22 protein-coding genes, 1 tRNA gene and 1 riboswitch are annotated in these 23,932 nt (G+C 42.1%); of the genes, 7 read left to right on the top strand and 16 right to left on the bottom strand.

The genetic code is table 11. The features are described from left to right. Positions 1-231: 231 nt before the first annotated feature. Together KH180_RS01415 and KH180_RS01410 are read left to right on the top strand one after the other, a co-directional pair. Entirely contained in the window at positions 232-1,278 is a 1,047-nt protein-coding gene (locus tag KH180_RS01415) for a replication initiation factor domain-containing protein (RefSeq protein WP_290755665.1), read from the top strand. A gap of 12 nt (positions 1,279-1,290) precedes the next feature. Next, positions 1,291-2,400: a tyrosine-type recombinase/integrase gene (locus KH180_RS01410; protein ID WP_290755663.1), complete on the top strand. Its 1,110-nt coding sequence runs from the start codon at positions 1,291-1,293 to the stop codon at positions 2,398-2,400. 152 nt (positions 2,401-2,552) lie between these two features. Here the strand turns inward: KH180_RS01410 and KH180_RS01405 are convergent. From KH180_RS01405 to queF, 11 genes are all read right to left on the bottom strand, one after another. Then, a tRNA-Thr gene (locus tag KH180_RS01405) sits at positions 2,553-2,625 on the bottom strand. Positions 2,626-2,638: 13 nt separating this feature from the next. After that, on the bottom strand, positions 2,639-2,896 hold the full coding sequence (locus KH180_RS01400) for an HPr family phosphocarrier protein (RefSeq protein WP_290755661.1): 258 nt from the start codon (positions 2,894-2,896) through the stop codon (positions 2,639-2,641). Further along, positions 2,893-3,819 carry a DNA-binding protein WhiA gene (whiA, locus tag KH180_RS01395; RefSeq protein WP_290755659.1) on the bottom strand — a complete coding sequence of 309 codons (927 nt, stop codon included), beginning with the start codon at positions 3,817-3,819 and terminating at the stop codon, positions 2,893-2,895. The genes KH180_RS01400 and whiA overlap by 4 nt, the downstream gene beginning before the upstream one ends. 3 nt (positions 3,820-3,822) lie before the next feature. Beyond that, the gene (gene rapZ / locus KH180_RS01390; protein ID WP_290755657.1) at positions 3,823-4,677 is read right to left on the bottom strand and encodes an RNase adapter RapZ; all 855 of its coding nucleotides are present in this window, start codon (positions 4,675-4,677) and stop codon (positions 3,823-3,825) included. Between the two features lie 12 nt (positions 4,678-4,689). Then, complete coding sequence (gene murB, locus KH180_RS01385; RefSeq protein ID WP_290755656.1) at positions 4,690-5,598, bottom strand: UDP-N-acetylmuramate dehydrogenase; 909 nt, start codon at positions 5,596-5,598, stop codon at positions 4,690-4,692. A gap of 6 nt (positions 5,599-5,604) precedes the next feature. Then, the gene (locus KH180_RS01380) at positions 5,605-6,543 is read right to left on the bottom strand and encodes an ROK family glucokinase (RefSeq protein WP_290755654.1); all 939 of its coding nucleotides are present in this window, start codon (positions 6,541-6,543) and stop codon (positions 5,605-5,607) included. A 5-nt stretch (positions 6,544-6,548) separates the two neighbouring features. Further along, positions 6,549-7,484, bottom strand: coding sequence for an HPr(Ser) kinase/phosphatase (gene hprK, locus KH180_RS01375; RefSeq protein WP_290755652.1), 936 nt, complete (start codon positions 7,482-7,484; stop codon positions 6,549-6,551). A gap of 196 nt (positions 7,485-7,680) precedes the next feature. Further along, on the bottom strand, positions 7,681-9,564 hold the full coding sequence (gene uvrC, locus KH180_RS01370; protein ID WP_290755650.1) for an excinuclease ABC subunit UvrC: 1,884 nt from the start codon (positions 9,562-9,564) through the stop codon (positions 7,681-7,683). Between the two features lie 303 nt (positions 9,565-9,867). After that, a complete protein-coding gene (locus KH180_RS01365; protein ID WP_290755648.1) occupies positions 9,868-10,542 on the bottom strand; it encodes a DUF5105 domain-containing protein in 675 nt (224 codons plus the stop codon). Between the two features lie 75 nt (positions 10,543-10,617). Further along, complete coding sequence (locus KH180_RS01360) at positions 10,618-11,766, bottom strand: pre-peptidase C-terminal domain-containing protein (protein WP_290755647.1); 1,149 nt, start codon at positions 11,764-11,766, stop codon at positions 10,618-10,620. A gap of 108 nt (positions 11,767-11,874) precedes the next feature. Further along, a complete protein-coding gene (gene queF / locus KH180_RS01355) occupies positions 11,875-12,372 on the bottom strand; it encodes a preQ(1) synthase (protein WP_290755645.1) in 498 nt (165 codons plus the stop codon). 388 nt (positions 12,373-12,760) lie between these two features. Between queF and KH180_RS01350 the strand changes: the two genes are divergently transcribed. The 3 genes from KH180_RS01350 to KH180_RS01340 are packed head-to-tail and all read left to right on the top strand — an operon-like array spanning position 12,761 to position 15,049. Beyond that, on the top strand, positions 12,761-13,012 hold the full coding sequence (locus tag KH180_RS01350) for a TM1266 family iron-only hydrogenase system putative regulator (protein ID WP_290755643.1): 252 nt from the start codon (positions 12,761-12,763) through the stop codon (positions 13,010-13,012). A 12-nt stretch (positions 13,013-13,024) separates the two neighbouring features. After that, the gene (gene hydG, locus KH180_RS01345) at positions 13,025-14,443 is read left to right on the top strand and encodes a [FeFe] hydrogenase H-cluster radical SAM maturase HydG (RefSeq protein ID WP_290755641.1); all 1,419 of its coding nucleotides are present in this window, start codon (positions 13,025-13,027) and stop codon (positions 14,441-14,443) included. 9 nt (positions 14,444-14,452) lie between these two features. Next, positions 14,453-15,049: an NUDIX hydrolase gene (locus KH180_RS01340; protein WP_290755639.1), complete on the top strand. Its 597-nt coding sequence runs from the start codon at positions 14,453-14,455 to the stop codon at positions 15,047-15,049. Here KH180_RS01340 and KH180_RS01335 read toward each other — a convergent pair. The 5 genes from KH180_RS01335 to KH180_RS01315 are packed head-to-tail and all read right to left on the bottom strand — an operon-like array spanning position 15,014 to position 20,380. Next, entirely contained in the window at positions 15,014-16,648 is a 1,635-nt protein-coding gene (locus KH180_RS01335) for a putative manganese-dependent inorganic diphosphatase (RefSeq protein ID WP_290755637.1), read from the bottom strand. The two genes, KH180_RS01340 and KH180_RS01335, sit on opposite strands and share 36 nt — an antisense overlap. After that, complete coding sequence (locus tag KH180_RS01330) at positions 16,645-17,790, bottom strand: sensor histidine kinase (RefSeq protein ID WP_330624259.1); 1,146 nt, start codon at positions 17,788-17,790, stop codon at positions 16,645-16,647. The genes KH180_RS01335 and KH180_RS01330 overlap by 4 nt, the downstream gene beginning before the upstream one ends. Beyond that, a complete protein-coding gene (gene vanR, locus KH180_RS01325) occupies positions 17,780-18,481 on the bottom strand; it encodes a VanR-ABDEGLN family response regulator transcription factor (RefSeq protein ID WP_290755635.1) in 702 nt (233 codons plus the stop codon). The genes KH180_RS01330 and vanR overlap by 11 nt, the downstream gene beginning before the upstream one ends. 9 nt (positions 18,482-18,490) lie before the next feature. Further along, positions 18,491-19,519 (bottom strand): hypothetical protein, encoded by a 1,029-nt coding sequence (locus KH180_RS01320; protein WP_290755634.1) that lies wholly within the window; start codon positions 19,517-19,519, stop codon positions 18,491-18,493. A 30-nt stretch (positions 19,520-19,549) separates the two neighbouring features. Then, the gene (locus KH180_RS01315) at positions 19,550-20,380 is read right to left on the bottom strand and encodes a patatin-like phospholipase family protein (RefSeq protein ID WP_290755633.1); all 831 of its coding nucleotides are present in this window, start codon (positions 20,378-20,380) and stop codon (positions 19,550-19,552) included. Positions 20,381-20,643: 263 nt separating this feature from the next. Further along, positions 20,644-20,747: riboswitch (TPP riboswitch) on the top strand. Positions 20,748-20,888: 141 nt separating this feature from the next. On the opposite strand from KH180_RS01315, the gene thiC reads away from it, so the two are divergent. Both thiC and KH180_RS01305 read left to right on the top strand, forming a co-directional pair. Further along, positions 20,889-22,190, top strand: a complete 1,302-nt coding sequence (gene thiC / locus KH180_RS01310; RefSeq protein WP_290755632.1) for a phosphomethylpyrimidine synthase ThiC — start codon at positions 20,889-20,891, stop codon at positions 22,188-22,190. Between the two features lie 23 nt (positions 22,191-22,213). Further along, positions 22,214-23,569: a sodium-dependent transporter gene (locus KH180_RS01305; RefSeq protein WP_290755631.1), complete on the top strand. Its 1,356-nt coding sequence runs from the start codon at positions 22,214-22,216 to the stop codon at positions 23,567-23,569. Positions 23,570-23,932: the final 363 nt, after the last annotated feature.

Raw genomic sequence — 23,932 nt, 5'->3', positions numbered from 1 at the left:
CCAAAAAACTTAAAATTATATTGACAAATATGTTTTATAGACTTATTATCTTAATATAGATTAAATTAATTTAATTTCACCTTATTAGTATATACTAAATAAACATATTTCACAAGACACTCATTAAAATTTCGGCTGCGTGCGACGTGCGAAGCGAAAGTCGCAAAGCAGACCGATATAGCCCCCATATTGCTAATAGGGGGGCACAAAAAACAGTTTGGAGGAAACTATATGCAAAGAAATGAAACAAACAATAACTTAAAAGTACAAGTCGACTGGTTAGAATTTACCATACATGAATTTAATACTCCTATCCAAGTTTTCAATTACCTTGGTTTAATACCAACAGACTTTGAAGAATCAACAGGAAAATATGGCTATAGAAAAAGTCTTAAACATATCTGTGAGCCAATCTATATTTTGTACGATGGCACTGAAGATATGGGAATACATATAAGGGTTACTGGCAGTGCAATTGATCCATTTTTAAATTATTTAAAATATAACACCGGCATATCCTATTCACGTGAATATAACGGTACAATTTTAGATAACGATTCTTCGGACGAAAAGATTTTTTCTTTTTTCATAAATAAGATTTTAAGTATTGACGCAAAATTTACAAGAATTGATTTAGCTATCGATGATGTATATGAAAAATATTTTTCTTGTTCACAAGTTCAAAAAATGATAGAAAACGGTCAGTGTGTCTCAAAATTTAAGTCTTACAATAACCAGGATTTCCGTACACTGAAGGGTGAGAAAAAAGGTCATACTATTTATTTTGGAAGTCGTCAAAGTGATACTTTTCTAAGAATATATGATAAAGCGTTAGAGCAAAAATCTTCTTATCCTTGGGTACGATGGGAATTAGAAATCAAACATGCCAAAGCTGATCGTGTTGCTCATGAGATTTGCCAACGGCAAAGTATAAGTGCGGTTGCTTTTGGAATTTTACAAACATATATCAGATTTATTAATATTGATAATAATGTTCGGAGCCGTTGCTCTACAAACACTATTTGGCTTGATTTCCTTGCAAATAGCCAGAAAATAGCTCTTACACTTCCTAAAAAGGAACTATCTGTTGATCGAAGTTTAGGTTGGCTTAACAAGCAAGTTAAACCTACTCTAGCCGGCCTTGTAACATATTTTGATGGAGATGCATCGTTTATATTCGATGATTTATCATCTGATTTTAATAGACTAAGTCCTTTGGCAAAAGCTTTATATTTAAATGACGGTAAAACTAAAAAAGGCAATGATGATAAAAACTAGGGAGAGTAGTACATGGCGAAATACACAAAACGAAAGGATGGACGTTATTTTACTACAATTACAATCGGTCATGACAATATAACGAATAAGCCAATTAAGAAAGGTATTTATGGATATACAGTAAAAGAGTTGGACGCTAAAAAGGCAGATATCCTGCAACATTTAAATCACGGCACATATTCCGATGATAAAGGTATGACTGTTGCACAATGGTCTTGGAAATGGTTCGGTATATATAAATCACATAATGCTACAACGACGAAAGAAAGCTATTACCACACCATCAGAACACATATTATTCCGACGCTTGGGAGTATACAACTTAAAAATTTACGAAAGTCTGATATTCAACAATTACTTTTGTCGCGCTCTGACAAACCAGAAACACAAAAGAAAATTAAGTTGACTTTAAATCAGATATTAGAAACAGCTATAGATGACGGACTTCTTTATAAAAATGTAGCACGTAATATAAAACTCTCTATTCCAAAAACAAAACAAAAAAGGCGCCCATTAACTGATGTCGAAATAAAAGCCATTCAGACGGCTCATTTAACTGATAAAGAACGTGCCTTACTCTTGATTTTAAGATGGACTGGTGCCAGACGCGGTGAAGCCCTTGCCTTATCGAAAACCTGCATCAATCGAAAAAAAAATATAGTCAAAATAGAACATTCTCTAACTTTTACACAAAAAGGCTCAGAGCTTAAGGAGCCTAAGACTTTTAGCAGTATACGTGAAGTTGATGTTCCATCAGAAATTATAGATGAACTGCATCAATATATAAAATCCATTGATACTTTCTATCTATTTACTGCCCCTAAAGGAGGCTTTTATACAAAAGCAAGCTTCCGCAGATTCTGGGGACAAATTATTGACAAATTAAATACTGCCATAGGAGGTGATAAAAACCATAGAATTATATATAACCTGACACCCCATATATTCCGTCATAATTATGCAACCATGTTATATTATGCTGGTATTGATACAATTGATGCAAAACGCTTGCTGGGGCATTCTGATATTAAAACCACATTGGATATTTATACTCACTTAAACAAGGAGAAGTCCCAAACAGCAGAAAAAATAGAAACACTGTACCTAACAAATGCCAAGTGATATTTATGACTATTTTTTGACTACTTATCAGTTAGTTTCATGCTTCCAGACTACTTTTTGACTACTTGGTTTTACACTTATATCAAAATATAATAGCAAAAGAAAATGGCTTAAATACGTGCTTTACGCCGTGTCTAAGCCATTTTTTAAAAAGCCGAAAACCGGATTTGAACCGGCGACCCCTTCATTACGAGTGAAGTGCTCTACCTGCTGAGCTATTTCGGCAAATCGGGAGCAATTATGCTCCTTTTGTTAAATATTCTTCAATTGCTGAGATAGCAGTCTCTTCGTCTGCTCCGTCTGCAACAACAGTAATATTATCTAAATCATCTAAACCAAGACTCATCATACCCATGATACTTTTACCATTGATCCTTTTGCTGCCTGCCTCAATTAAAATCTTGCTCTCAAACTGGCTGGCCATCTTGACCAAAAAAGCAACCGGACGCTCTTCCTTATTCTCGGTCACATGAATATTGATACTCTTAGAAATCATAATGATCCTCCCATTCTCATATCTTCAGCAATCTTACTCAGCTTCTTAAGACGATGATTCACTCCTGATTTGCCAACGGGGGGATTCAGCATCTCTCCTAGCTCTTTCAGAGTAGCCTCAGGATGTTCCAATCGCAGATAGGCGATGTCTTGCAGTCCCTGGTTCAGTTCACTAAGCCCTCTGTGCTCTTGTAAAAATCGAATATCCTCGGCTTGCTTCACGGCTGCTGATACTGTCTTATTGATGTTGGCAGTTTCACAGTTCACACGGCGGTTTACCGTGTTCCTCATATCTTTTAAGATACGGACATTTTCGAGGTTCATCAAAGCTACATGTGCCTCCATGATGTTCAGTACATCAACGATCTTGGCACCTTCTTTGATATACACTACATAGTACTTCTTACGAATAACTATTTTAGCATCTAATTCAAAAAAATCAAGCACATCTTGTAATTGTACCGCAAATTGTTCATGAAGAGTCACAATTTCAAAGTGATAATTTTTCTCCGGATCACTCATAGAACCGGCTGCCAGAAAAGCACCCCGGATATAGGCCCTTTTACAGCACGTGTTCTGCAGGACTAACCCAAAACTCTTTGGCTCAAAATATTTCACTGCTTTCAATAATAAAACACAATCCTCATGTTTGTCAACAAAAACCGAATAATTTCGACTTCTTTTCAAATATTCATTGCGTTTTACCTGCAGTTCTCCATGAATACCAAATGTGTCTTTCAGCAGTGTAAAAAACCGTTTTGCCACTGACACATTTTCTGTATGCACTTTTACGCGGTAAGCTCCTTCATCAAGAACGATCTCCCCGCAGAAATCAAGAATACCGGCAAGCTCTGCGATCCTGCAGTGTCTGGCTCCGCTGGTAATCCTTGCGAGTTCTTCTTTCACTTCACTTGAAAATGACATTTCCTACCTCGTTATATCTCTATGCTCAACCTTTACCGGATATGGCAGCTGTTTCAATCTTTCAGCCAAAGCATTGGTAATTGTGACTGACCGGTGTTTCCCTCCGGTACAGCCGATCCCTATGACAAGATTATACTTTCCTTCTTTAATATAGTTTGGAATCAAAAATTTCAGCATATCCTCCAGTTTATTTAAAAACACTCCGGACTCCTCATGCTTCATTACAAATTCCTGGATCGGTTTGTCATTGCCGGTCAAAGGCCGCAGCTCAAGATCATAATAAGGATTCGGAAGAAATCTTACATCAAAAACCAGATCTACATCCGCTGGTATTCCAAATTTGAATCCAAAGGATACCACCGCCACATTGAAATTAGCATAGTCTTCTTCCCGTACAAATATCCTGTCAATTTCAGCCTTCAGTTCTCTTGTAAGAAGCTGGCTCGTATCTATGACATAGTCTGCATGTTTTTTCAGAACATCCACAGCTTCCCGTTCTTTTAAGATCCCATCCTCAATCCTTCCGTTGCGCGCCAGCGGATGGTTTCTCCTGGTCTCTTTATACCGTTTAATCAGGATCCGGTTGCTGGCATTCAAAAACAGGATCTCAAACTTGACACCCATTTCATGGACTTTATTTAATTCTTCTAAAAATTCATGAATGGATGCCCCGCTCCGGATGTCAATTCCGAGAGCAACATTAGATATATTTGCCGTCTTATCCAGAGTAAGCTCTGCAAACTTACAAAGAAGCCTGGTCGGGAGATTATCCACACAAAAATATCCGACATCCTCAAGCATTCTCAGCGCGCTGCTCTTTCCTGCCCCTGACATCCCGGTTACAATCACAAACCTCATATCATTCTTCCTCTAAAACTTTCCGACCCGTTTCACTTCCGGTTCCAGGTCCACTCCAAACTTCTCCTTCACCTTTTTTTGGACATCTCCGATAAGCTGCAGAACATCTTTGGCTGTTGCATTATCCTGATTCACAACAAAACCACAGTGTTTATCCGATACCCGGGCACCGCCTACCTGATATCCTCTCAATCCTGCATCATCAATCAATTTCCCTGCAAAGTATCCTTCCGGACGTTTGAAAGTACTGCCTGCACTTGGAAGTTCCAGCGGCTGCTTTGTCTTTCTGGCTAGTGTATATTCATCCATCTGTTTTTTTATCCCGGCCGGATCACCTTCCTTCAGGCAAATGGTACCGCTTAATACTGTATATCCGCATTTGATCACATTGCTGGTCCGGTATCCTAACTCCAGTTCGCTGGCTGAAAGAGTCAAAATCTCACCGTCCTTGGTCAGTACCTCAGCTTCTTTTAACACTTGAATCATCTCTCCGCCGTAAGCTCCGGCATTCATAGTGATGGCACCGCCGAATGTCCCCGGAATTCCGCCTGCAAATTCAAATCCTGTAAGGCTGTTTTTCTGAGCTTCCTTGGCAATAGAACTTAACAGCGCACCTGCCTGGGCAGTGATCTCATTGCCTTTACAGGTAATCTTGTTCATATTTTTATAGATCTGGAGAACAATTCCGTCTATTCCCTGATCACCAACCAGAAGATTGCTTCCGTTCCCCAAAATAAAAATAGGCGTGCCGTGCTCTTTAGCGGCTTTGACTGTACACTGTACTTCCTCAATAGATTCCGGAATCACGTACAATTCTGCTTCTCCGCCGATGCGGAAAGTCGTATGATTTTTCATGGGTTCCTTTGTGAGTACCCGCTCCGGTGCTATCTTCTGTCTCAACTCCTCAAGAATTGTGCTCATGTTATCTTATTCTCCTTTAATCAATCTTGCAGCGCCGTAAATACCTGCATCATTTCCAAGACTTGCAAGAATAAATTTCCCTTCTGTTACAGCGCCGAAGGTATACTTTCTATAATGTTTTTTAATAGCGTCCAAAAGAATATTTCCCGCCTTGGAGACTCCTCCCCCAAGTACAAAAACTTCCGGATCAACTGTCAAAGTGATATTTCCAAAGGCTAATGCCAGTTTTTCTCCCAAATGATCTACCTGTTCGGCGGCAAAAGCATCTCCCTCTTTTGCCAGGTCAAAGATGTCCTTTGCGGAAAAGTCTGTCATCCGGCGCAGAGACGTTTCGGCATCGGACTCTTTTAATGCTTTTTTTGTCTCAAACACAATCCCTGTTGCGGAAGCATAGAGTTCGAGGCATCCTGTTTTTCCGCAGTTGCATCTGCGTGTCTCAGCAGGATTTACAGTCATATGCCCGATCTCTCCGCCGTAGCCATGGCTGCCGTTGATGATCTGTCCATCGACAATCATGCCTCCGCCTACTCCAGTACCCAGAGTCACCATAACTGCACTGCAAAAATCCTTTGCAGCTCCTACCCACAGTTCTCCCAGTGCAGCCACATTGGCATCGTTTGTCACTTTGACAGGGCATCCCAGAAGCTTTCCGAGTTCCTCTGCCACGTTAACCTGGCCCCATCCCAGATTGACACATTCATTTACCTTCTCAAATGAAAGAACTGCTCCCGGTACGCCTACTCCTGCACCGATCAGCTGATCTTCCCTGATTTCGTGTGCTGCAATGTTCTCTTTCAGCGCTGCTCCGATATCCTCAATAATATGGGCTCCGCCATTTTCTTTCCTTGTGGGAATCTCCCACTTTTCCACAAGACTTCCGTCTTCCTTAAACAGCCCTAACTTTACAGTGGTTCCTCCGACATCGATTCCGTATATATATTTCATGCCGCTTATTCCTCCAATTTCCCAGTCACTCGTTTATATAATTCCTCTGCAGCATTATAACCCATTTTCTTCTGGCGGTGATTGATGGCCGCAGCCTCAACGATGATTGCCAGATTCCTGCCCGGACGGATTGGAAGTGCATGTGCCACCACTTTATTTCCAAGATATTCTACATAATTTTCATCCAGGCCCAGCCGGTCATAATCAGTATCTTTATTCCAGTCTTCCAGCTGAATGACAAGATCAATGCTCTGAGTCATCTTGACGCTCTCCACACCGAACAGATTTTTAACATCAATGATGCCTATGCCCCGCAGTTCAATAAAGAACCGGGTCACAGCCGGAGAAGACCCAATCAGTGTGTCTTTGCTCACACGTTTGATCTCTACCACATCGTCAGATACCAGACGGTGTCCTCTCTTTAAAAGCTCCAGGGCCGCCTCGCTTTTTCCGATGCCGCTCTCCCCTGTAATCAGAATCCCCTCACCAAAAACATCTACCAGCACGCCATGGATAGAAATTCTCGGAGCCAGCTCCACACTGAGCCAGCGGATCACCTCAGCTGTAAATTCCGAGGTGGAATCCTTGCTGATAAAGACAGGAACTCCGTATTTGATTCCGAAATCAATAATCTTTTTACATGGCTTTTTGCCCCGGCAGAATACCAGACATGGGATCTGGGCACTGAAAAGCCGGTCCAGGATCTGGTCACAGTTCTCATCCTTTTCCAAAATATTATTGATATATATATATTCCACGTTGCCGATGATCTGCACTCTGGAAGAAGAAAAATGATCAAAAAAACCTGCCAGCTGCAGCGCCGGACGGTTGACTTCTGCCTGTGTTATATAAATGTCATTGGTGTTGATATCCGGGATTACCGGAATTAATTCCAGCTTTTTTGCCAGTTCTGCCACCGATACCTTGTATTCTTCGCTCATAATGAATCCTCCTTGTCCGATTGTTATTATGATGCCAGGGTCAAAAGGTTATACAATGACCTTGGACCCGCAAAACATGAGAAAACAGCCCTGTCAGGGCGGATTTCGAATGTTTTTAGGATTTCGGGAGCACGAAGTGCGGAGAAATCCCTAGGCATCAGAGGTCAAAATATCTTTTGACCCCAACATCTTATTACTAGTTTATCACATTTTCTTCCTCAGACAAATGGAAAAACATATAGATTTCCTTTGCTGCTTTCCGAGTCATACCCGGTACCTGCATGATTTCCTCTTCCGTGGCGTCTTTGATATTCTGAATCTGTTTAAAATGTTTCATCAGTTCTTTTCTGCGCTTTGGACCGACTCCCTTGATATCATCCAGAACAGAGGTGACTTGTCCTTTTGCCCTGAGTGACCGGTGATACTCAATAGCGAATCTGTGGGCTTCATCCTGGATTCTTGTAACAAGAAGGAAAGCTTCACTTCTCTTCGGAAAATAAATTTCATCATTATTATAGTATAATCCTCTGGTCCTGTGATTATCATCTTTTACCATACCGCAGACAGGGATTTGAAGATTTAAGTCCTTTAAAACTCTTTCTGCAATATTGACTTGTCCTTTTCCTCCGTCCATCAGCAGCAGGTCCGGAAACTTTGTAAAGCTGCCAAACTCCAGGTCCTGATTTTTGGCCTTCAGCTCTTCGATCTCCCGCTGCCCGTGAAGCAGCCTCCTTGTGAGTACTTCTTCCATACTTTTGTAATCATCGGGACCATCTACCGTCTTCAGGCGGAACTTTCTGTAATCCCGCTTTCTGGCTTTGCCGTCTTCAAACACAACCATTGATGCCACAGTCTGAAAACCGCTGATATTGGAAATATCAAAGGCCTCCATCCGGTGGAGTCCCTGAATGCCCAGAAGCTGTTCAATTTCCTTCACCGCTCCAATAGTACGCTGTTCTTCCCTCTTTAGCTTTTCCTTATCTCTGTTCAGAACATTCCTGGCATTTTCTCTTGCTAGTTCGACCAGACGGTGTTTTTCTCCCCGGACCGGAATCCTGATGTGGACACGGCCTCCCCGTTTCTTTGACAGCCATTCTTCCACAATCTCTATATCATCCATGCCGCATTCCAGGAAAATTTCACCCGGAAGATACGGTGTACCCGCATAAAACTGCTTTACAAATGCGCTCATAAGCTCTTGATCCGATGTTTCTTCGTCCTGAGTCATATGAAAATACTCTCTTCCCAAAAGCTTGCCTTCCCGTATAAAAAATACAGAAACTACTGCGTCTGTCTTTTCTTTGGCAAATGCAATGATATCCCTGTTTTCAAATCCTTTGCTGTTGATCTTCTGACGGTCTGCGATCTTTGCAATACTTTTCAGCAGATTCCTGTATTCTGCCGCAGATTCAAATTCCAGTTCGGCAGCAGCCTGGTTCATCTTTTCAGTGAGCATGTCTGAGACATCTTTATAGTTACCATTCAGAAAGCCCAAAACCTTTTCTATAGACCTTTGATATTCCTCTTTGGAAATATAACCCTGGCAGGGGCCTTCGCACTGCTTGATCTGATAATACAGGCATGGCCGGTCCTTTCCGATGTCTTTGGGAAGTTTCCTGCTGCATGTCCTGATTTTAAAAAGCTTTCTCAGCAGTTCAATGATATCCTTTACAGCTCCCGCACTTGTATAAGGGCCAAAATATTTGCACTTGTCCTGTTTCATTTTTCTGGCCATCATAATCCGGGGATATTCTTCATTAGTGGTAACCTTGATGTACGGATAATTTTTGTCATCCTTCAGCATGGTGTTGTATTTTGGCCGGTGCTCCTTGATCAGGTTGCACTCCAGCACCAGTGCTTCCAGCTCTGAGTCTGTGATAATGTACTCAAAATATGCTATGTGTGATACCATATGCTGAATCTTTGTAGTCAAATTCCGGCTGTCCTGAAAATACTGCCTCACACGGTTGCAGAGTTTGATCGCCTTACCTACATATATGATCTCATCTTTGTCATTATGCATTATATAAACTCCGGGTTTTGCCGGAAGTTTTTTTAATTCTTCTTGAATGTCAAACATACTGGCACTCCTCCATCATTCCAACATGTGTGTACCATGATACCATACTCTGCGGAAACAGCAAAGAAAAAGAAAAATTTCCTCTGCAACAAAAATAGCCAGCCCCGCTATGTCAAATGCGGGGCTGGCTGTTTAATGAAAAGAGAGGATTAATATATATGAAAAACTATATTCTAAGTATATCAGAATCCTCTTCCGAAACAATGGATAGAAAATAAACAATTCTAAACAAAGTATAAAAAAGCCTGAAGGAAATCTTAGGTTTTCCGGATATAACTATCGCCCTCTGCTTTTCTTTGCAGATTACTGGCTTATGAACAGTTTCTCCATTTCAGTCTGAAAGGTATTGATATTCTCAGGTATCCACCGTTTTACTTCTTTGTTATTAACTTTAACTGTTTTCAGTTTCATATTTACGGTAGTTTCTTTCATTTCTTCTGTAGGTTTTGATTTTTGAATCAGTTTTGCCATTTCAGAAAGAATGTAGGGGCCAAGCTCACTTTGCTGTTTAATTTCCCCTGATTTAATCGCATTCTGCATGTTAGTCATTAGCTTTGTCTGAATACTTCTCAGATCAATACTCTGTGACTTCAGAATTACTGTAGCAGTTCCTTCTTTTTCATCCATCTCGTCTGTCTTTACTTCATATTTAAGCTTGGCTAAAGCATGAAGAAGCGCATCAAGAACCTGATCTGCATCCTCGGATTCAAACGTGCCTCCGGCAGCATTTGCAGCTGACATAAAGGCGGATTTCATATTTGTCTTATATTGCTTTAAGCTCTGCTTTGCTTTTTTTTCTGATGTTCCAGATTTTACCATTTCATCTGTATTGCCTCTTGTATACATCAGATAGTATGCTTCTACCAGTTTATCCGGTTTTGGAATTTCCTCTTTCTTTTTACATCCTGCCAAAGCCAGGGAAACAACCAATACAAGACTGAGCAAAACTGCCAGTTTTTTCTTCATGTGTTTTTTCATAACCTGTTCTCCTATAACTTATATTGTAAATCTTTACCTAAACACGGCAGAGCCGGCTGGCTCTGCCGATAAAAACTATTTTACATATTTAACAATATATTTTCCGCTTGTATTCTTAGTATTTTTGGTAACCTTGACATAATATGTACCTTTAGATAACTTTCCTGAAAAGGTAATATAGCTTGGATTATAAGCGGTACGTGAACTCATCTTCTTTTTACCTTTATATAAGGTTGCAGTTACACTTCCTGAACTGTTATAAGTAGTAATCTTAAACTGAGTAGAACGTCTCTTAGACACTTTGAATTTATACCAATGTGTTTTCTTTTTTGCATCAGATGCTGTCAAAACATTTGTCTTTGATTTTTTACGGCTGATGGATTTTGCTTTGGATTTCTTTGTTGCGTATTTTCCTGTATAAGCTTTTTTCCCATATCTTGCAACATATTCGCTGTAAATTGATGTATTTGCAAATACAACTCTGTAGCTTCCTTTGCTTAATGCATAATACTGTCTTACACTGCTTGTACTAGAATAATTTTTATCTGACACTGTAGACCACTTACTTCCGGATTTCTTCTGGAGATAGCTGTATGCAGAATAAGAATCTACCCAAACCTGACTTCTTTTTGTAACGGAAAAAGTTTTGTAAACATTTCCTCCATTACCAACAAAGTGTCTGTAACTTCCTGTTAAGCTTGTAGGATCACTTGACAGACAAACAGGTACAACTGATGCGAAAGCATTTACATCTGTTTTTAAATCCAAATAATATGTTCCTTTTTTAAGACCTGACACAGAAATTGTTCCATCAGAACTTAAATACCTATCATATCCGTTTGCATTTCTTAAAATAGCATCACCATCTATAAGATTTACTTTATCTGGTGAAAAAGCTGCTGCGATGATTAATTGACCATTTACCGGCATTGTAATCCTAAATCTTTTATAAGTTCCAGCTGTAAGACTTGTTATATATGAATTTGCATTTTTTACATCATTATCTACATAACAAATCTTAGCAGTTGCAGAATCTGCCGTAACTGCTTGTTTTGACTGTCGATTACTCGTACTTGTCTTTTTTACTTCCTGCTGGGCTTTCTTCTGGACTGTCACATCAAAACTACTCTTTGCCTCTTTCTTCTCCGCTCCAAATGCCACAGTACTGAATCCCAATGAAAGAGACAGCCCCAGGCATACGGCAGCTTTTAATACTTTCCTCATAATGTTCTCTCCTTTTATATAATGTTTTATGTACTGCTCCGATACGCAATCCCCCGATGATACAGGAGCAGCTGTTGCCTAATCCCTCAATAATTTATTTACTGATGATTATCGGTTATCCACCTTCTCCGGATACATATCATGATGTGCCAGCCTGTCAAAGGCAATCTGCTCCCACGGTGTATCCTTTTTCCCATAGTTACAGTATGGATCAATGGAAATGCCGCCTCTCGGCGTAAACTTGCCCCAAACCTCAATATATTTGGGATCCATCAGTTTTATCAAATCTTTCATAATAATATTCATACAGTCCTCATGGAAATCTCCGTGATTTCTAAAACTGTACAAATAAAGTTTTAAAGATTTACTTTCCACCATCCTCTCTCCCGGAACATAGGAAATATAAACAGTCGCAAAATCCGGCTGTCCGGTCATCGGACACAGACTGGTAAATTCCGGTGCATTAAACTTTACAAAATAATCGTTTTCCGGATGCTTGTTTGGAAAAGTCTCAAGCACTTCCGGCGCATAATCATCCGGATATTTTGTCTGCTGATTTCCCAACAGTGTAATACCTCCCAATTCTACATTGGTTCTACCACTCATCTCAGTTCCTCCTGTGTCAAATATAAATCATAGATTCCTTTTATTCTTCCTATGATTACCTTTTTAGTATACCATACTCTCCGTACACTGTCATGGAAATGTGAATACAAAATGTTATGGGATTACAAAAAATTTATGCCTGCACAGCACACCATATTTCTGTCCCCCGGCTGGATGTACTGATTGACTTTTGTGCAATTATCCGCTACTATAAATTTATTCTAAATATCATTCTGAAGCCAGGGTAACCGCCCGATGCCAAGATTGATCCTTTATAAGACAGGTACAGATTTTCTGTGCCCTTTTATACCGTGATAATCAGGCATGTTCCAAAATGGGATGTGCCTTTATTTTTTAATAAAAGTCTTCAAAGGAGGTTCGCAATTTCATGGAGAAAACGAGGATCGCTCTGATCGGTATCATCATCGAAGAAGAAAAAGGCATAACTCCCACCAATCAGCTGCTGCATGAATACCGGGACTATATCGTCGGCAGAATGGGTATCCCCTACCGGACTAAGGATATCAACATCATCTCCATCGTTTTAGATGCACCGGAAACAGCTATCAGTACTCTTTCCGGCAAGCTGGGCATGATCGATGGAATCAGTGTGAAATCAATGTTTGCCAAAACAAAGTAAAGGAGAAATACCATGTACCAACCAGATTCAAAAACTGCAGAGGAATTTATCAGCGACCAGGAAATAAAAGATACCATTGCCTATGCTGATGCCAACAAGGACAATAAAGAACTTATTTTGTCCATCATTGAAAAAGCGAAAAAGCTGAAAGGCTTAAACCACAGAGAGGCCTCTGTCCTTCTCGCCTGCGAAGACAAAGAATTGATGCAGAAGGTCTTTGACCTGGCAATCAAGATCAAGGAAGAGTTTTACGGCAACAGAATTGTCATGTTTGCCCCTCTGTACCTTGCCAATTACTGCGTCAACGGCTGTGTGTACTGTCCGTACCATTATAAAAATAAACATATCCGAAGAAAAAAACTTTCCCAGGAAGAAATTAAGAAAGAGGTCATTGCACTGCAGGATATGGGACACAAACGCCTGGCCTTGGAGACCGGGGAGGATCCTGTCAATATTCCGATCGAATACGTTCTGGAGAGTATTAAAACCATTTACGGCATCAAACATAAAAACGGTGCCATCCGCCGTGTTAATGTCAATATAGCTGCCACAACCGTAGAAAATTATAAAAAACTAAGAGATGCCGGAATCGGAACGTATATTTTATTCCAGGAAACATATCATAAGGACAACTATGAAGTCCTGCATCCGACTGGTCCAAAACATGATTACGCCTACCATACAGAAGCTATGGACCGTGCCATGGAGGCCGGAATTGACGATGTCGGCATCGGTGTATTATTTGGCCTGAATATGTACCGCTATGATTTTGCAGGACTTTTGATGCACGCAGAACATCTGGAAGCCAGATTCGGCGTAGGCCCCCATACCATCAGTGTGCCGAGAATCCGCCCTGCTGAGGATGTGGATCCGGATGAGTTTGAAAACGGTATCAATGATGATATTTTTGAAAAAATCGTTGCTGTCCTCCGTGTGGCAGTGCCGTACACAGGCATTATTGTTTCCACGAGGGAGACAAAAGAATCCAGGGAACGTGTCCTGCGGGTCGGCGTATCTCAGATCAGCGGCGCTTCTTCTACCAGTGTAGGCGGATATGCGGAACCGGAAAAACCGGAAGATAATTCTGCCCAGTTTGAGCGAAGCGATGACCGTACATTAGATGAAGTTGTAAACTGGCTGCTTGATCTTGGTCATATCCCAAGCTTTTGTACTGCATGCTATCGGGAAGGCAGGACCGGCGACCGCTTTATGTCCCTTGTAAAATCTGGCCAGATTGCAAACTGCTGCGGTCCCAACGCCATGATGACCCTGAAAGAATATCTGGAGGACTATGCCTCTGAAGATACAAAGCAAAAAGGAGAAAAAGTCATCGAAAAGGCTTTGGAAACGATTACAAATCCGGTGGTAAAACAGAAAGCAAAAGAATATATTGAAAATATCCATGAAGGTAAACGTGATTTCAGATTTTAGGAGAATCCCATGTTTGAAACTTTAAAACATCACATTCCAAAACGAATCGGAGCAGAAAAAGAAACATCTTTTGCGGTACTCATCCCTCTTGTAAAAAAGAAGGATGGGTACCACGTTTTATTTGAGGTGCGTGCCAAGCATCTGAACAAACAGCCGGGAGAGGTATGCTTCCCCGGCGGAAAAGTGGAGACCGGCGAATCTACTTATGAGGCAGCTGTCCGGGAGACAATGGAAGAACTGTTTGTAAAAAAAGATGATATTCAGGTTTACGGTGCTCTGGACTATCTTGTAACCCCATATCAGACCCGCATAGAACCTTTTCTTGCAGAACTTCATAATTACCACGGACAGTTTTCCCTGGATGAGGTGGATTCGGTCTTTACAGTGCCCCTCTCCTTTTTCCTTGAAAATGAACCTGAATATTACAGCAGCCTTCTTATGACAAAACCGCAAAAAAATTTCCCTTTTGCCGACATTCCAAACGGAGAAAAATATCCGTGGGCAAAAGGGAAATATGAGGTTTGTTTTTACCGCTATAAAAAGTGGATCATATGGGGCATGACAGCCAGATTACTGCTGTATAATATTCAGTATATTCGGAATTAACTGTTTCTTCCTGGACATAACGCCAGGCAGCCTTGCTGTACAGCCGTCTGCTTCGGCTCCGAATCCCTGCTCAATAATACTGCTGCTCTTATCCCCAACCATAATAAGGTACGTCGTCTCCTCTAAGATATTGGTCAGCATAAAATAGATCATATCCAGTCCCTGCTCATTTCTGACAGTCTCGGCATAAGGAATGATCTTATCTTTGATCTCTTCCAGCTCTCCCTGATCCAGGGACGTAATCTGTCCCACTCCAAAAGAGACATCCCCTGATGAGAACTTTTTGTAATCCTGATAGAATATCTCATCGGCAGCTTTTCCTTTCAGATCGCTTCCCGCACGGAACATCTGCTTCGCATACTCTTCCACCTCTATGCCTGCAATATCAGCCAGCTTTCTGGCTGCTGCCTCATCCATCGGCGTACAGGTCGGGGAACGGAACATCAAAGTGTCAGATAAAATAGCAGAGCAAAGCAGTCCTGCCACCGGTTTGGTGATCTCCACACCCTGTTCCTCATACATCTGTGTCACGATCGTTGCCGTACATCCTACCGGCTGGTTTCTGAAATATACAGGCGACATCGTTTCCATAGACCCGAGGCGGTGATGGTCGATAATCTCCAAAATCTCACACTCTTCCAGCCCCTCCACTGCCTGAGACAGTTCATTGTGGTCTACAAGAATCATCTTCCGCTTTTCAAATCCCAGCATACGCCGTCTGGAAGCCAGCCCGAGGAACTCTCCTTTGGCGTCCAGAACAGGAAAATAACGAAATCTTTTCTTGGCCATAAGCGCCTTTACATCGTCTACATAATCATTAGAAGAAAACGTAATGATATTTTCTTTTGTCATGACATACGAAATCGGCAGTGACTGGCAGACAAGCCGGCTGGCAGTAAAGGTATCATACGGGGTCACTAAAATACGGCATCCTTTTGACACTGCCATATCCTGAATCTCTTTGCTTACCTGGCTTCCCATACATACGATAATACACTGGGCGCCGATCTCAATGGCACGTTTCTGGGCATCATCCCTGTCTGCAAGAATCACCAGATCCCCCTCAGTCACAAACTGCTCCATCTTATCAATGCTGGCAGCAGAGACTGTAACCTTTCCGTGATCAATGGTCTCAGAAATGTCACCCACAGTCATGCTTCCGTCCAGAGTTTTTACCAGATTCTGATATGGCGTTCCCGCCTTTGCCAGTATCTCACTGTCATATACATCCATGTCGGCGTGGGCGATATCACTGATGGTGGCCATGCCCTTAAGCCGGTTATCCTCAAGAACAGGCAGAGCCACAAGCTTAAGCTCTTTCATCCGGTCGCCTGCCTCTTTAATTGATATATCCTGCTTGACGCCTTCCACCTCATGGAGAGTGATATCACTCATCCTCGGCCTGATGTCACTTAAAAACTCCGGCGGCTTCACATTAAACTGCTGCAGGACAAAATTTGTCTCTCCGTTGACATTGCCTGCCCTGCGGGCTTCAAATCCGCCTCCGTTGACCTGATTCTTCAGATTAGCGTAAGCAATGGCAGAGCAGATGGAGTCCGTATCCGGATTCCTATGCCCAATTACATAAGTACTTTTCATGGCTCCTCCTTTTGTTCCATTGGAAGTCTGACAATAAACTCTGTGAACTCTTTGTTGCTGTTTGCTGTGATTGTTCCCTGATGCAGTTCCACAATCTCCCTGGCAATTGCAAGCCCGAGACCCGCTCCGCCGGTCTCCGTAGACCGTGCCTCATCCAGCCTGTAGAACTTTTCAAACAGATTCTCAAGTTTGTGTTTTGGTATTTCTTTGCCCTGATTCCTAATCCGGATCACCGCCTCATCCCCCTCTCCCGCAGCACTGACCTCAATCACTGAATTCAGATAACAGTATGAGACTCCGTTTCTCAGAAGATTTTCAAAAACGCGGGCCAGCTTATCCGGGTCTCCGTGTATCATGATGGAATCTTCGATTTCAGTGCGGCAGGCCAGCCCTCTCTCCTGGAAGACCGGTTCAAAAGAATCCAGCACCTGCTCCAGCAGGACGTACAGATAAAATGTCTTTTTCTCTAATGTAATATTCTGAAGATTGTATCGTGTGATCTCAAAAAACTCGTTGATCAGGTCACCCAGCCTCTTGGCCTTTTCCAGAGAAATATTTGTGTATTTTGCCCTCTGTTCCAGCGGCATATCCGGCGCCTCGCTGAGAAGGCTCAGATATGCAATGACAGAGGTCAGAGGAGTTTTTAAATCATGGGCCAGATAAACAACCAGATCATTCTTTCTCTGCTCGCTTTCCTGGGCCTGTCTTCTCTGTTCCTTCAAATTCACCTTAATCTCATTGAGGCGGTTCTCCATAGGCTGCAGTTCAGGCTCCAGTTCGATCAGATCGCTGGAATCCGTAAGGATCATATCTATTCCGGACTCAATTTGTCTTAAATATGTGGTAAATCTGGACATACCGAGATAAAAGCTGCACAGAAATAAAAAAATGAATCCTGTGGAGATAATCATAGTTTTGTTGTCCCAGAAAATCGCCCGGTACAGATGAATGGCACTCTCATTGTCAAAACCGAACTTCTCAAAAAAGCGCACCATACTGTCTGCAAACGGCGCCTGAAGGACCCCGTCTACAAACACAAATATAAACAGATAACCAAAAATCCCCACAAGAAGACTGATGCCCAAAGTCTGAAGCATAATCCTGATCTTAAGGCTCCGGTATTTGTTCCACTTACTCCTCAACTTTATAACCCACTCCCCAGACAGTCTTGATCAGTTCCTTGTGGCCCATCACCTCTCCGAGTTTTTCTCTCAGATGACGGATGTGGACCATAACCGTATTGTTATTATTCTTAAAATATTTTTCTTTCCATACCTGCTCAAACAGATTCTCAGAGCTGATAACCTTTCCCTTATTCTTTGTGAGAATCCAGAGGATAGAAAACTCCAGCGGCGTCAGCGTCACTTCTTCTTCCCCATACAGACACTGGTGTGTATTTTTATTCAGCACCAGACCTGCAATCTCCAGTGTATCTTCGCTGTTCTGGCCGCTTCCGTCATTGTAGCGGATAAATCTTCTGAGCTGGGCTTTGACTCTGGCCATTAACTCCAGCGGCTCAAACGGTTTTTCAATATAATCATCTGCTCCCAGCGTCAGCCCGTTGATCTTATCCATGGATGCCGTCTTGGCTGTCAGCATAATCACAGGAAAGTTATGATCCTTGCGGATCTCTTTGAGAATCTCAAAACCATCAATATCCGGAAGCATCACATCCAGAATTGCCAGATCGATCTGCTCCTGCTTAACACATTCCAGTGCCCCGGCTCCATTGTAGAACTTGAACACCTGATAGTTTTCATTTTTCAGATAGAGTTCTATAAAATCAGCGATTTCTTTTTCATCATCCACTACCAGCACGCTTGATTGTTTCATTGATACCTCCTAAGTTTCTTTGCCTCCATTGATCACCTGGAAGGGCACATCTTCCTGTTTCCTGGCCATATCTGCGAGGGTATGGCCCTTTTTCCCATATATCGGTGTGTGATAAAAAACAGTTTTCAGGCAGTCATAGAATAATTTCTCGTCTTCTTCCTCTGTATCCAAAAGCCTGGATACCTTCACAACGGTGTCCAGATAACTGGCCCCGTTCTGGATCATGAGAATAATTGACTTCATGATAACCATAGCCTTATACCGGTCATCCTCAATCTCCTCCAGAATATAGGTAAACAGCTCTGAAACTCCCGGCCATCCGGTCACTCCATTCCCCATGGCAAGTGCCACATATTCGTCTTCCGTATATTCTTTAAACCCGAGATCCTGCTGTTCATTCCATTCATCAAACACTTCATTTCTGTCCAGAACCTCACGGCTCACCATAAACAGGCGTTTTGTCTTTTCATTCCGCAGCAGGATGCCGCTTCTCCAAAATACCATCCGGATTAAAAGAAATCTTTCCATCTCGGGATAAGAAATCTTCTCCCCGGTTACCTGCACAAAAATATCATAGCAATAGTATACATCCAAAATGCCGTAGGTAAACAACATTCCGAAAATGACCTGTTCCCACCTGGAATACCGTTCCATCACCTCTGCTGATTTATGGCTTTTTAAAAGAAAATAAAACAGATCTTCGGCCTCCAGATTGATGGCAATAAAATCTTCCTCCACATGGACAAACCCTAAATACCGGAGCTGCTGCAGATCATTAAAATTCGTTTCCAGTGCGAAGCTTCCTTCTCTCTGCTCCCACAGCTCAAACAAAAGCTCCACGGCCTCCGCCTGCAGCATCTCAAGGAGTACCTGCGGATCCTCACTGAACTTCTCCGCAATCTCCTTTGCCAATTCCAATTTTGACGCATCTGCCTGTACCGGCAAAAAGAGGCGTTCACAAATCACCATTAAATTTCTTGTCTTATTCGTAGATAGTTCTTCTACATACGGCCGTTCTGAAATTAAAATTCTCGCCATACTGACCACCTCTTTTTCTAATTTATTGTATCACAGTTTTTTGATTTCTTCTATTCTTTCCAGTGCCATATCATATCCCATCTGATATGTATCCCGAAGCACATCAATATCCTTCTCAAAGCTGTCAATGGGACGGTCCGGTCTCAGAATAACAGCTTTCCCTTCCCGCTCCAGCTTCTCGCAGAAATGGACGGTGCGGTTGTACTCCACATGCCGGTTTAAAAGCAGATCCGGGATCTTGGGATACTTTTTCTTAAGCAGCGCAGAGGTCACTTTGTGGCTCTTGCTGAGTTCTTTTTTGTATCCCTTCGGCCTGGTGAGAACGATCAGATGCTTGTCATTGCCGTCACGGATCGCTTTCCTGACAGGAATCGGATCTGCAATGCCCCCGTCATAATAAGGAACCCCATCCAGCTTGATAGCCGGAAATACCAGCGGCAGCGCACAGGTCGCCCTGAGCATCATACACTCCTTATCCAGCTCTTTCCCATCTTTATATTCAATCTCACCGGTCAGGGCATTGGTCACACCCACCAGTATCTTTTCATCATATTTATAAAATGTATCCCAGTCAAATGGATATAATTTGTTTGGGATCACATTGTAGACAAAATTCAGTCCGAACAGGCTTTTTTCTTTGATTAGATTTTTCTTCCCAATATATCTGGAATCGTTTCTGTGATTTAAAAGAATCTGAAGATTCCTCTCCCTCTGCCTGGAAACATAAGAAAAGCCGTCGCAGATGCCGGCGGACACTCCTATCACATAGGGAAACATAATGTCATGATCCAGCAGGGCATCCATCACTCCTGCACTGAAAATAGGGCGGAACGTCCCGCCTTCCAATATTAAACTTGCCATATCTCTACACTCCTAACTGCATTTGGGCACTTCCGTATAAATCCAGAAATGCTTCTTCTATATTATAACACAAAAACTGGAAACCTATTGAAGAAATCATATATCTGTAATTACATTATTCGAGGGCTCAAAATTTGTACCTGGCGGACAAAAATGAACCGGAAAAACTAATGCTGAAAGAGAACTTCACACATGCTGTTCAAACCATTGCACTTTCTAAAAAACAATGATACAATACGTAAGATGACCTTTCAGGTCATTTTTGAAACTAAAATGGGAGCTTTTACGGGCTGAGAGGAAGGATGATCCTTCGACCATCGTACCTGATTTGGGTAATGCCAACGTAGGGATTTAGGTGCTTATTGTAACGGAAACAGCTATAAGACGTGATCTGTCGATGAACCATTTATTTATTTGGTTGGTCATGCATATAAAGAAGGAATGTTCCGAAAACTAAATAATGCATTTTAGATTCCCTCCCGACTGATTTGAACGAGGAGGTTGTAAGATGACTTACACAACACAGATGAATGCCGCCAGAGCCGGCATCGTAACCAAGGAAATGGAAACTGTCGCTGCTTACGAAGGAATGGATGTGCAGAAGCTTATGAACGAGGTAGCCGCCGGAACAGTCGTCATACCGGCCAACAAGAACCATAAATGCTTAAAGCCATTCGGTATCGGCAATTCTCTGAAAACCAAGATTAATGTAAACCTTGGAACATCCAGAGATTGTCTGAATCTGGACGTAGAGATGGAGAAAGTAAATCAGGCTGTCTCCATGGGTGCGGAAGCTATTATGGATCTTTCTTCTTTTGGAGATACACAGACCTTCAGAAGAAAGCTTGTGGCGGAATGCCCTGCCATTTTGGGCACTGTACCGATCTATGATGCCATTGTATACTACGGCAAGGCTCTGAAAGATATCACATCCAGAGAATGGATTGATGTATTTAAAATGCATGCAGAAGACGGAGTAGACTTTATGACCATCCACTGCGGGATCAATCGCAATACTGCAGACCGTTTTAAGGCCATGAAGAGACAGATGAACATCGTGTCCCGCGGCGGATCTTTGATCTTTGCCTGGATGGAAGCTACGGGAAACGAAAATCCATTCTTCGAATACTACGATGAAATTTTGGACATCTGTAATGAATATGACGTTACCTTAAGCCTCGGGGATGCCTGCCGCCCAGGATGCCTCAGCGACGCCAGTGATATTTCCCAGATTGAGGAACTGGTCACTTTGGGAGAGCTGACGGCCCGTGCCTGGAAACGGGATGTTCAGGTAATGATCGAAGGTCCTGGACATATGCCTATGGATCAGATACAGGCAAATATGAAAATTCAGCAGACCATCTGCAACGGGGCTCCGTTTTATGTATTGGGGCCTTTAGTAACTGACATTGCACCTGGCTATGATCATATTACTTCTGCTATCGGCGGAGCAATCGCCGCTGCATCCGGTGCAAGCTTTTTATGTTATGTCACACCGGCAGAACATTTGCGCCTTCCAAATGTGGATGATGTTAAGGAAGGCATCATGGCTTCCAAAATCGCTGCCCATGCTGCAGATATTGCAAAGGGTATTAAGGGAGCTGTGGATTGGGACAACCAGATGGCTTTGGCAAGACAGAAGCTTGACTGGGAAGCCCAGTTTGATCTGGCCCTGGATCCTGAAAAAGCCAGGAGATACCGGGCCGAATCTAAACCTGAAAGAGAAGATACATGTACTATGTGCGGAAAAATGTGTTCCGTTCGAAATATGAATGCTGTGTTGGCAGGTGAAGATGTTGACGTAGTATAGACAAAGGAGGATTTCACAGATTTATGAATGAAGAAAGAGGCGGCTTTTCCAGCAGGATCGGCTTTGTGCTGGCAACTGCAGGATCAGCTGTAGGACTAGGAAACATATGGAGATTTCCATATCTGGCGGCAAAATACGGAGGCGGCAGCTTCCTTCTGATTTACCTGATACTCGCAGTAACATTTGGTTTTACTCTGATGATTACTGAGATTGCCATTGGAAGGCGTACCGGAAAAAGTGCCATACACGCATTTTCCGCTTTTAACAAAAAGTATAAATTTATCGGTTATCTGACCAGTATCATACCGTTCATCATTTTTCCTTATTATTGTGTCATCGGAGGCTGGGTAACAAAATATCTGTTCGTCTCTGTGAGCGGAAACATCAGCCAGGCGGCTGGAGATACATTTTTTGAAGGCTTTATCAGCCAGTCAGTCAGCCCTATGGTTTGGCTTTTGATCTTTGCCGGTATTGTCATGATTGTCGTAGCTCTTGGAGTGGAAGGCGGAATTGAAAAAGTCAGCACAATCCTTATGCCGATCTTAATTGTACTGCTGGTTGGAATCTCTGTCTTCTGTATTACCAGAAAAGGGGCAATGGAAGGTGTTTTATACTACATCAAGCCAAACCTTAAGGATCTTACGCCGACTACGTTCCTGGCTGCTCTGGGACAGCTGTTTTATTCTATGTCCCTTGCTATGGGAATCATGATCACGTTCGGTTCCTATATGCCGAAAAAATCCAACCTTGAGAAATCTGTCTCACAGGTAGAGATTTTTGATACAGGTGTCGCTTTCCTGTCCGGACTTATGATCGTTCCTGCAGTTTTTGTATTCTCAGGCGGTAATGCGGACATGCTTGCGTCCGGCCCTTCCCTGATGTTTAAAATGCTGCCAAAAGTATTTAACAGTATGGCTTTGGGAACTGTCATCGGAGCTGTTTTCTTCATTTTAGTATTCTTTGCAGCTCTGACTTCTGCGATTTCACTTTTGGAGACCTTGGTCTCCATCGTAATGGATAAGTTCCATTTATCCCGGCTGAGAGCCTGCATCACCATGTTTGTTATTGCGATGATCATGGCAGTGCCGTCATCTCTGGGATTTGGTATCTGGAGCCACATTAAACTTCTCGGCTTCAGTTTCCTGGATTTCTTCGACTTCCTGAGCAACAGTGTATTAATGCCGATCGCCGCATTCTGCACCTGCATGTTTGCCGCTTATGTCATTAAGCCAAAGGAAATTATCGATGAAGTAGAAAGTTCCGGAGATTTTAAACGTAAAAATCTTTATCTCCCGATGATAAAGTTTTTCGCACCGATCTGTATCATTGCGATCCTGTTATTCTCTGTACTTCAGGGGATGGGAATCATTACAGTATAAAGATTTTCGTATTGTTGGAAATATATAAAAGTGGTTCTAAAGTATCATCTTTGGAACCACTTTTTTGTATCTATGAAATAAATATAATGGTTTATATACTAATTAATTGATTAATTTCTTAAAAAAACTTATTCCTATTTTTGAAAAAGAAAACGGCGGCTTTGATTGCTATTTCAAAACCGCCGTTAGGCTCGCATTATTTTGTTTGGGCGCATGAAAACCCCACCGCCTCAACAACGGTTTTTTTCCCGTTGGGTGGCTGTATCATACTTTCTGTTTCATAATAATCGGTTCTCGTCATACCATATAAATAATAATCGCAATAAGTATTTACCATTTTTCCGTCCCGAATATGCCCCTCTC

Source organism: Anaerostipes sp., assembly GCF_018381315.1.
Lineage (GTDB): Bacteria > Bacillota > Clostridia > Lachnospirales > Lachnospiraceae > Anaerostipes.
This window is presented reverse-complemented; position numbering and strand designations above follow the sequence as displayed.

Coding starts and splice junctions, on each gene's coding strand:
- KH180_RS01360 (WP_290755647.1), bottom strand. CDS start 11,766: ATGAGGAAAGTATTAAAAGCTGCCGTATGCCTGGGGCTGTCTCTTTCA.
- KH180_RS01315 (WP_290755633.1), bottom strand. CDS start 20,380: ATGGCAAGTTTAATATTGGAAGGCGGGACGTTCCGCCCTATTTTCAGT.
- KH180_RS01350 (WP_290755643.1), top strand. CDS start 12,761: ATGGAGAAAACGAGGATCGCTCTGATCGGTATCATCATCGAAGAAGAA.
- hprK (WP_290755652.1), bottom strand. CDS start 7,484: ATGAGCGAAGAATACAAGGTATCGGTGGCAGAACTGGCAAAAAAGCTG.
- murB (WP_290755656.1), bottom strand. CDS start 5,598: ATGAGCACAATTCTTGAGGAGTTGAGACAGAAGATAGCACCGGAGCGG.
- whiA (WP_290755659.1), bottom strand. CDS start 3,819: ATGTCATTTTCAAGTGAAGTGAAAGAAGAACTCGCAAGGATTACCAGC.
- KH180_RS01320 (WP_290755634.1), bottom strand. CDS start 19,519: ATGGCGAGAATTTTAATTTCAGAACGGCCGTATGTAGAAGAACTATCT.
- KH180_RS01400 (WP_290755661.1), bottom strand. CDS start 2,896: ATGATTTCTAAGAGTATCAATATTCATGTGACCGAGAATAAGGAAGAG.
- KH180_RS01340 (WP_290755639.1), top strand. CDS start 14,453: ATGTTTGAAACTTTAAAACATCACATTCCAAAACGAATCGGAGCAGAA.
- vanR (WP_290755635.1), bottom strand. CDS start 18,481: ATGAAACAATCAAGCGTGCTGGTAGTGGATGATGAAAAAGAAATCGCT.
- queF (WP_290755645.1), bottom strand. CDS start 12,372: ATGAGTGGTAGAACCAATGTAGAATTGGGAGGTATTACACTGTTGGGA.
- thiC (WP_290755632.1), top strand. CDS start 20,889: ATGACTTACACAACACAGATGAATGCCGCCAGAGCCGGCATCGTAACC.
- KH180_RS01305 (WP_290755631.1), top strand. CDS start 22,214: ATGAATGAAGAAAGAGGCGGCTTTTCCAGCAGGATCGGCTTTGTGCTG.
- KH180_RS01410 (WP_290755663.1), top strand. CDS start 1,291: ATGGCGAAATACACAAAACGAAAGGATGGACGTTATTTTACTACAATT.
- hydG (WP_290755641.1), top strand. CDS start 13,025: ATGTACCAACCAGATTCAAAAACTGCAGAGGAATTTATCAGCGACCAG.
- rapZ (WP_290755657.1), bottom strand. CDS start 4,677: ATGAGGTTTGTGATTGTAACCGGGATGTCAGGGGCAGGAAAGAGCAGC.
- KH180_RS01380 (WP_290755654.1), bottom strand. CDS start 6,543: ATGAAATATATATACGGAATCGATGTCGGAGGAACCACTGTAAAGTTA.
- KH180_RS01415 (WP_290755665.1), top strand. CDS start 232: ATGCAAAGAAATGAAACAAACAATAACTTAAAAGTACAAGTCGACTGG.
- uvrC (WP_290755650.1), bottom strand. CDS start 9,564: ATGTTTGACATTCAAGAAGAATTAAAAAAACTTCCGGCAAAACCCGGA.
- KH180_RS01335 (WP_290755637.1), bottom strand. CDS start 16,648: ATGAAAAGTACTTATGTAATTGGGCATAGGAATCCGGATACGGACTCC.
- KH180_RS01365 (WP_290755648.1), bottom strand. CDS start 10,542: ATGAAAAAACACATGAAGAAAAAACTGGCAGTTTTGCTCAGTCTTGTA.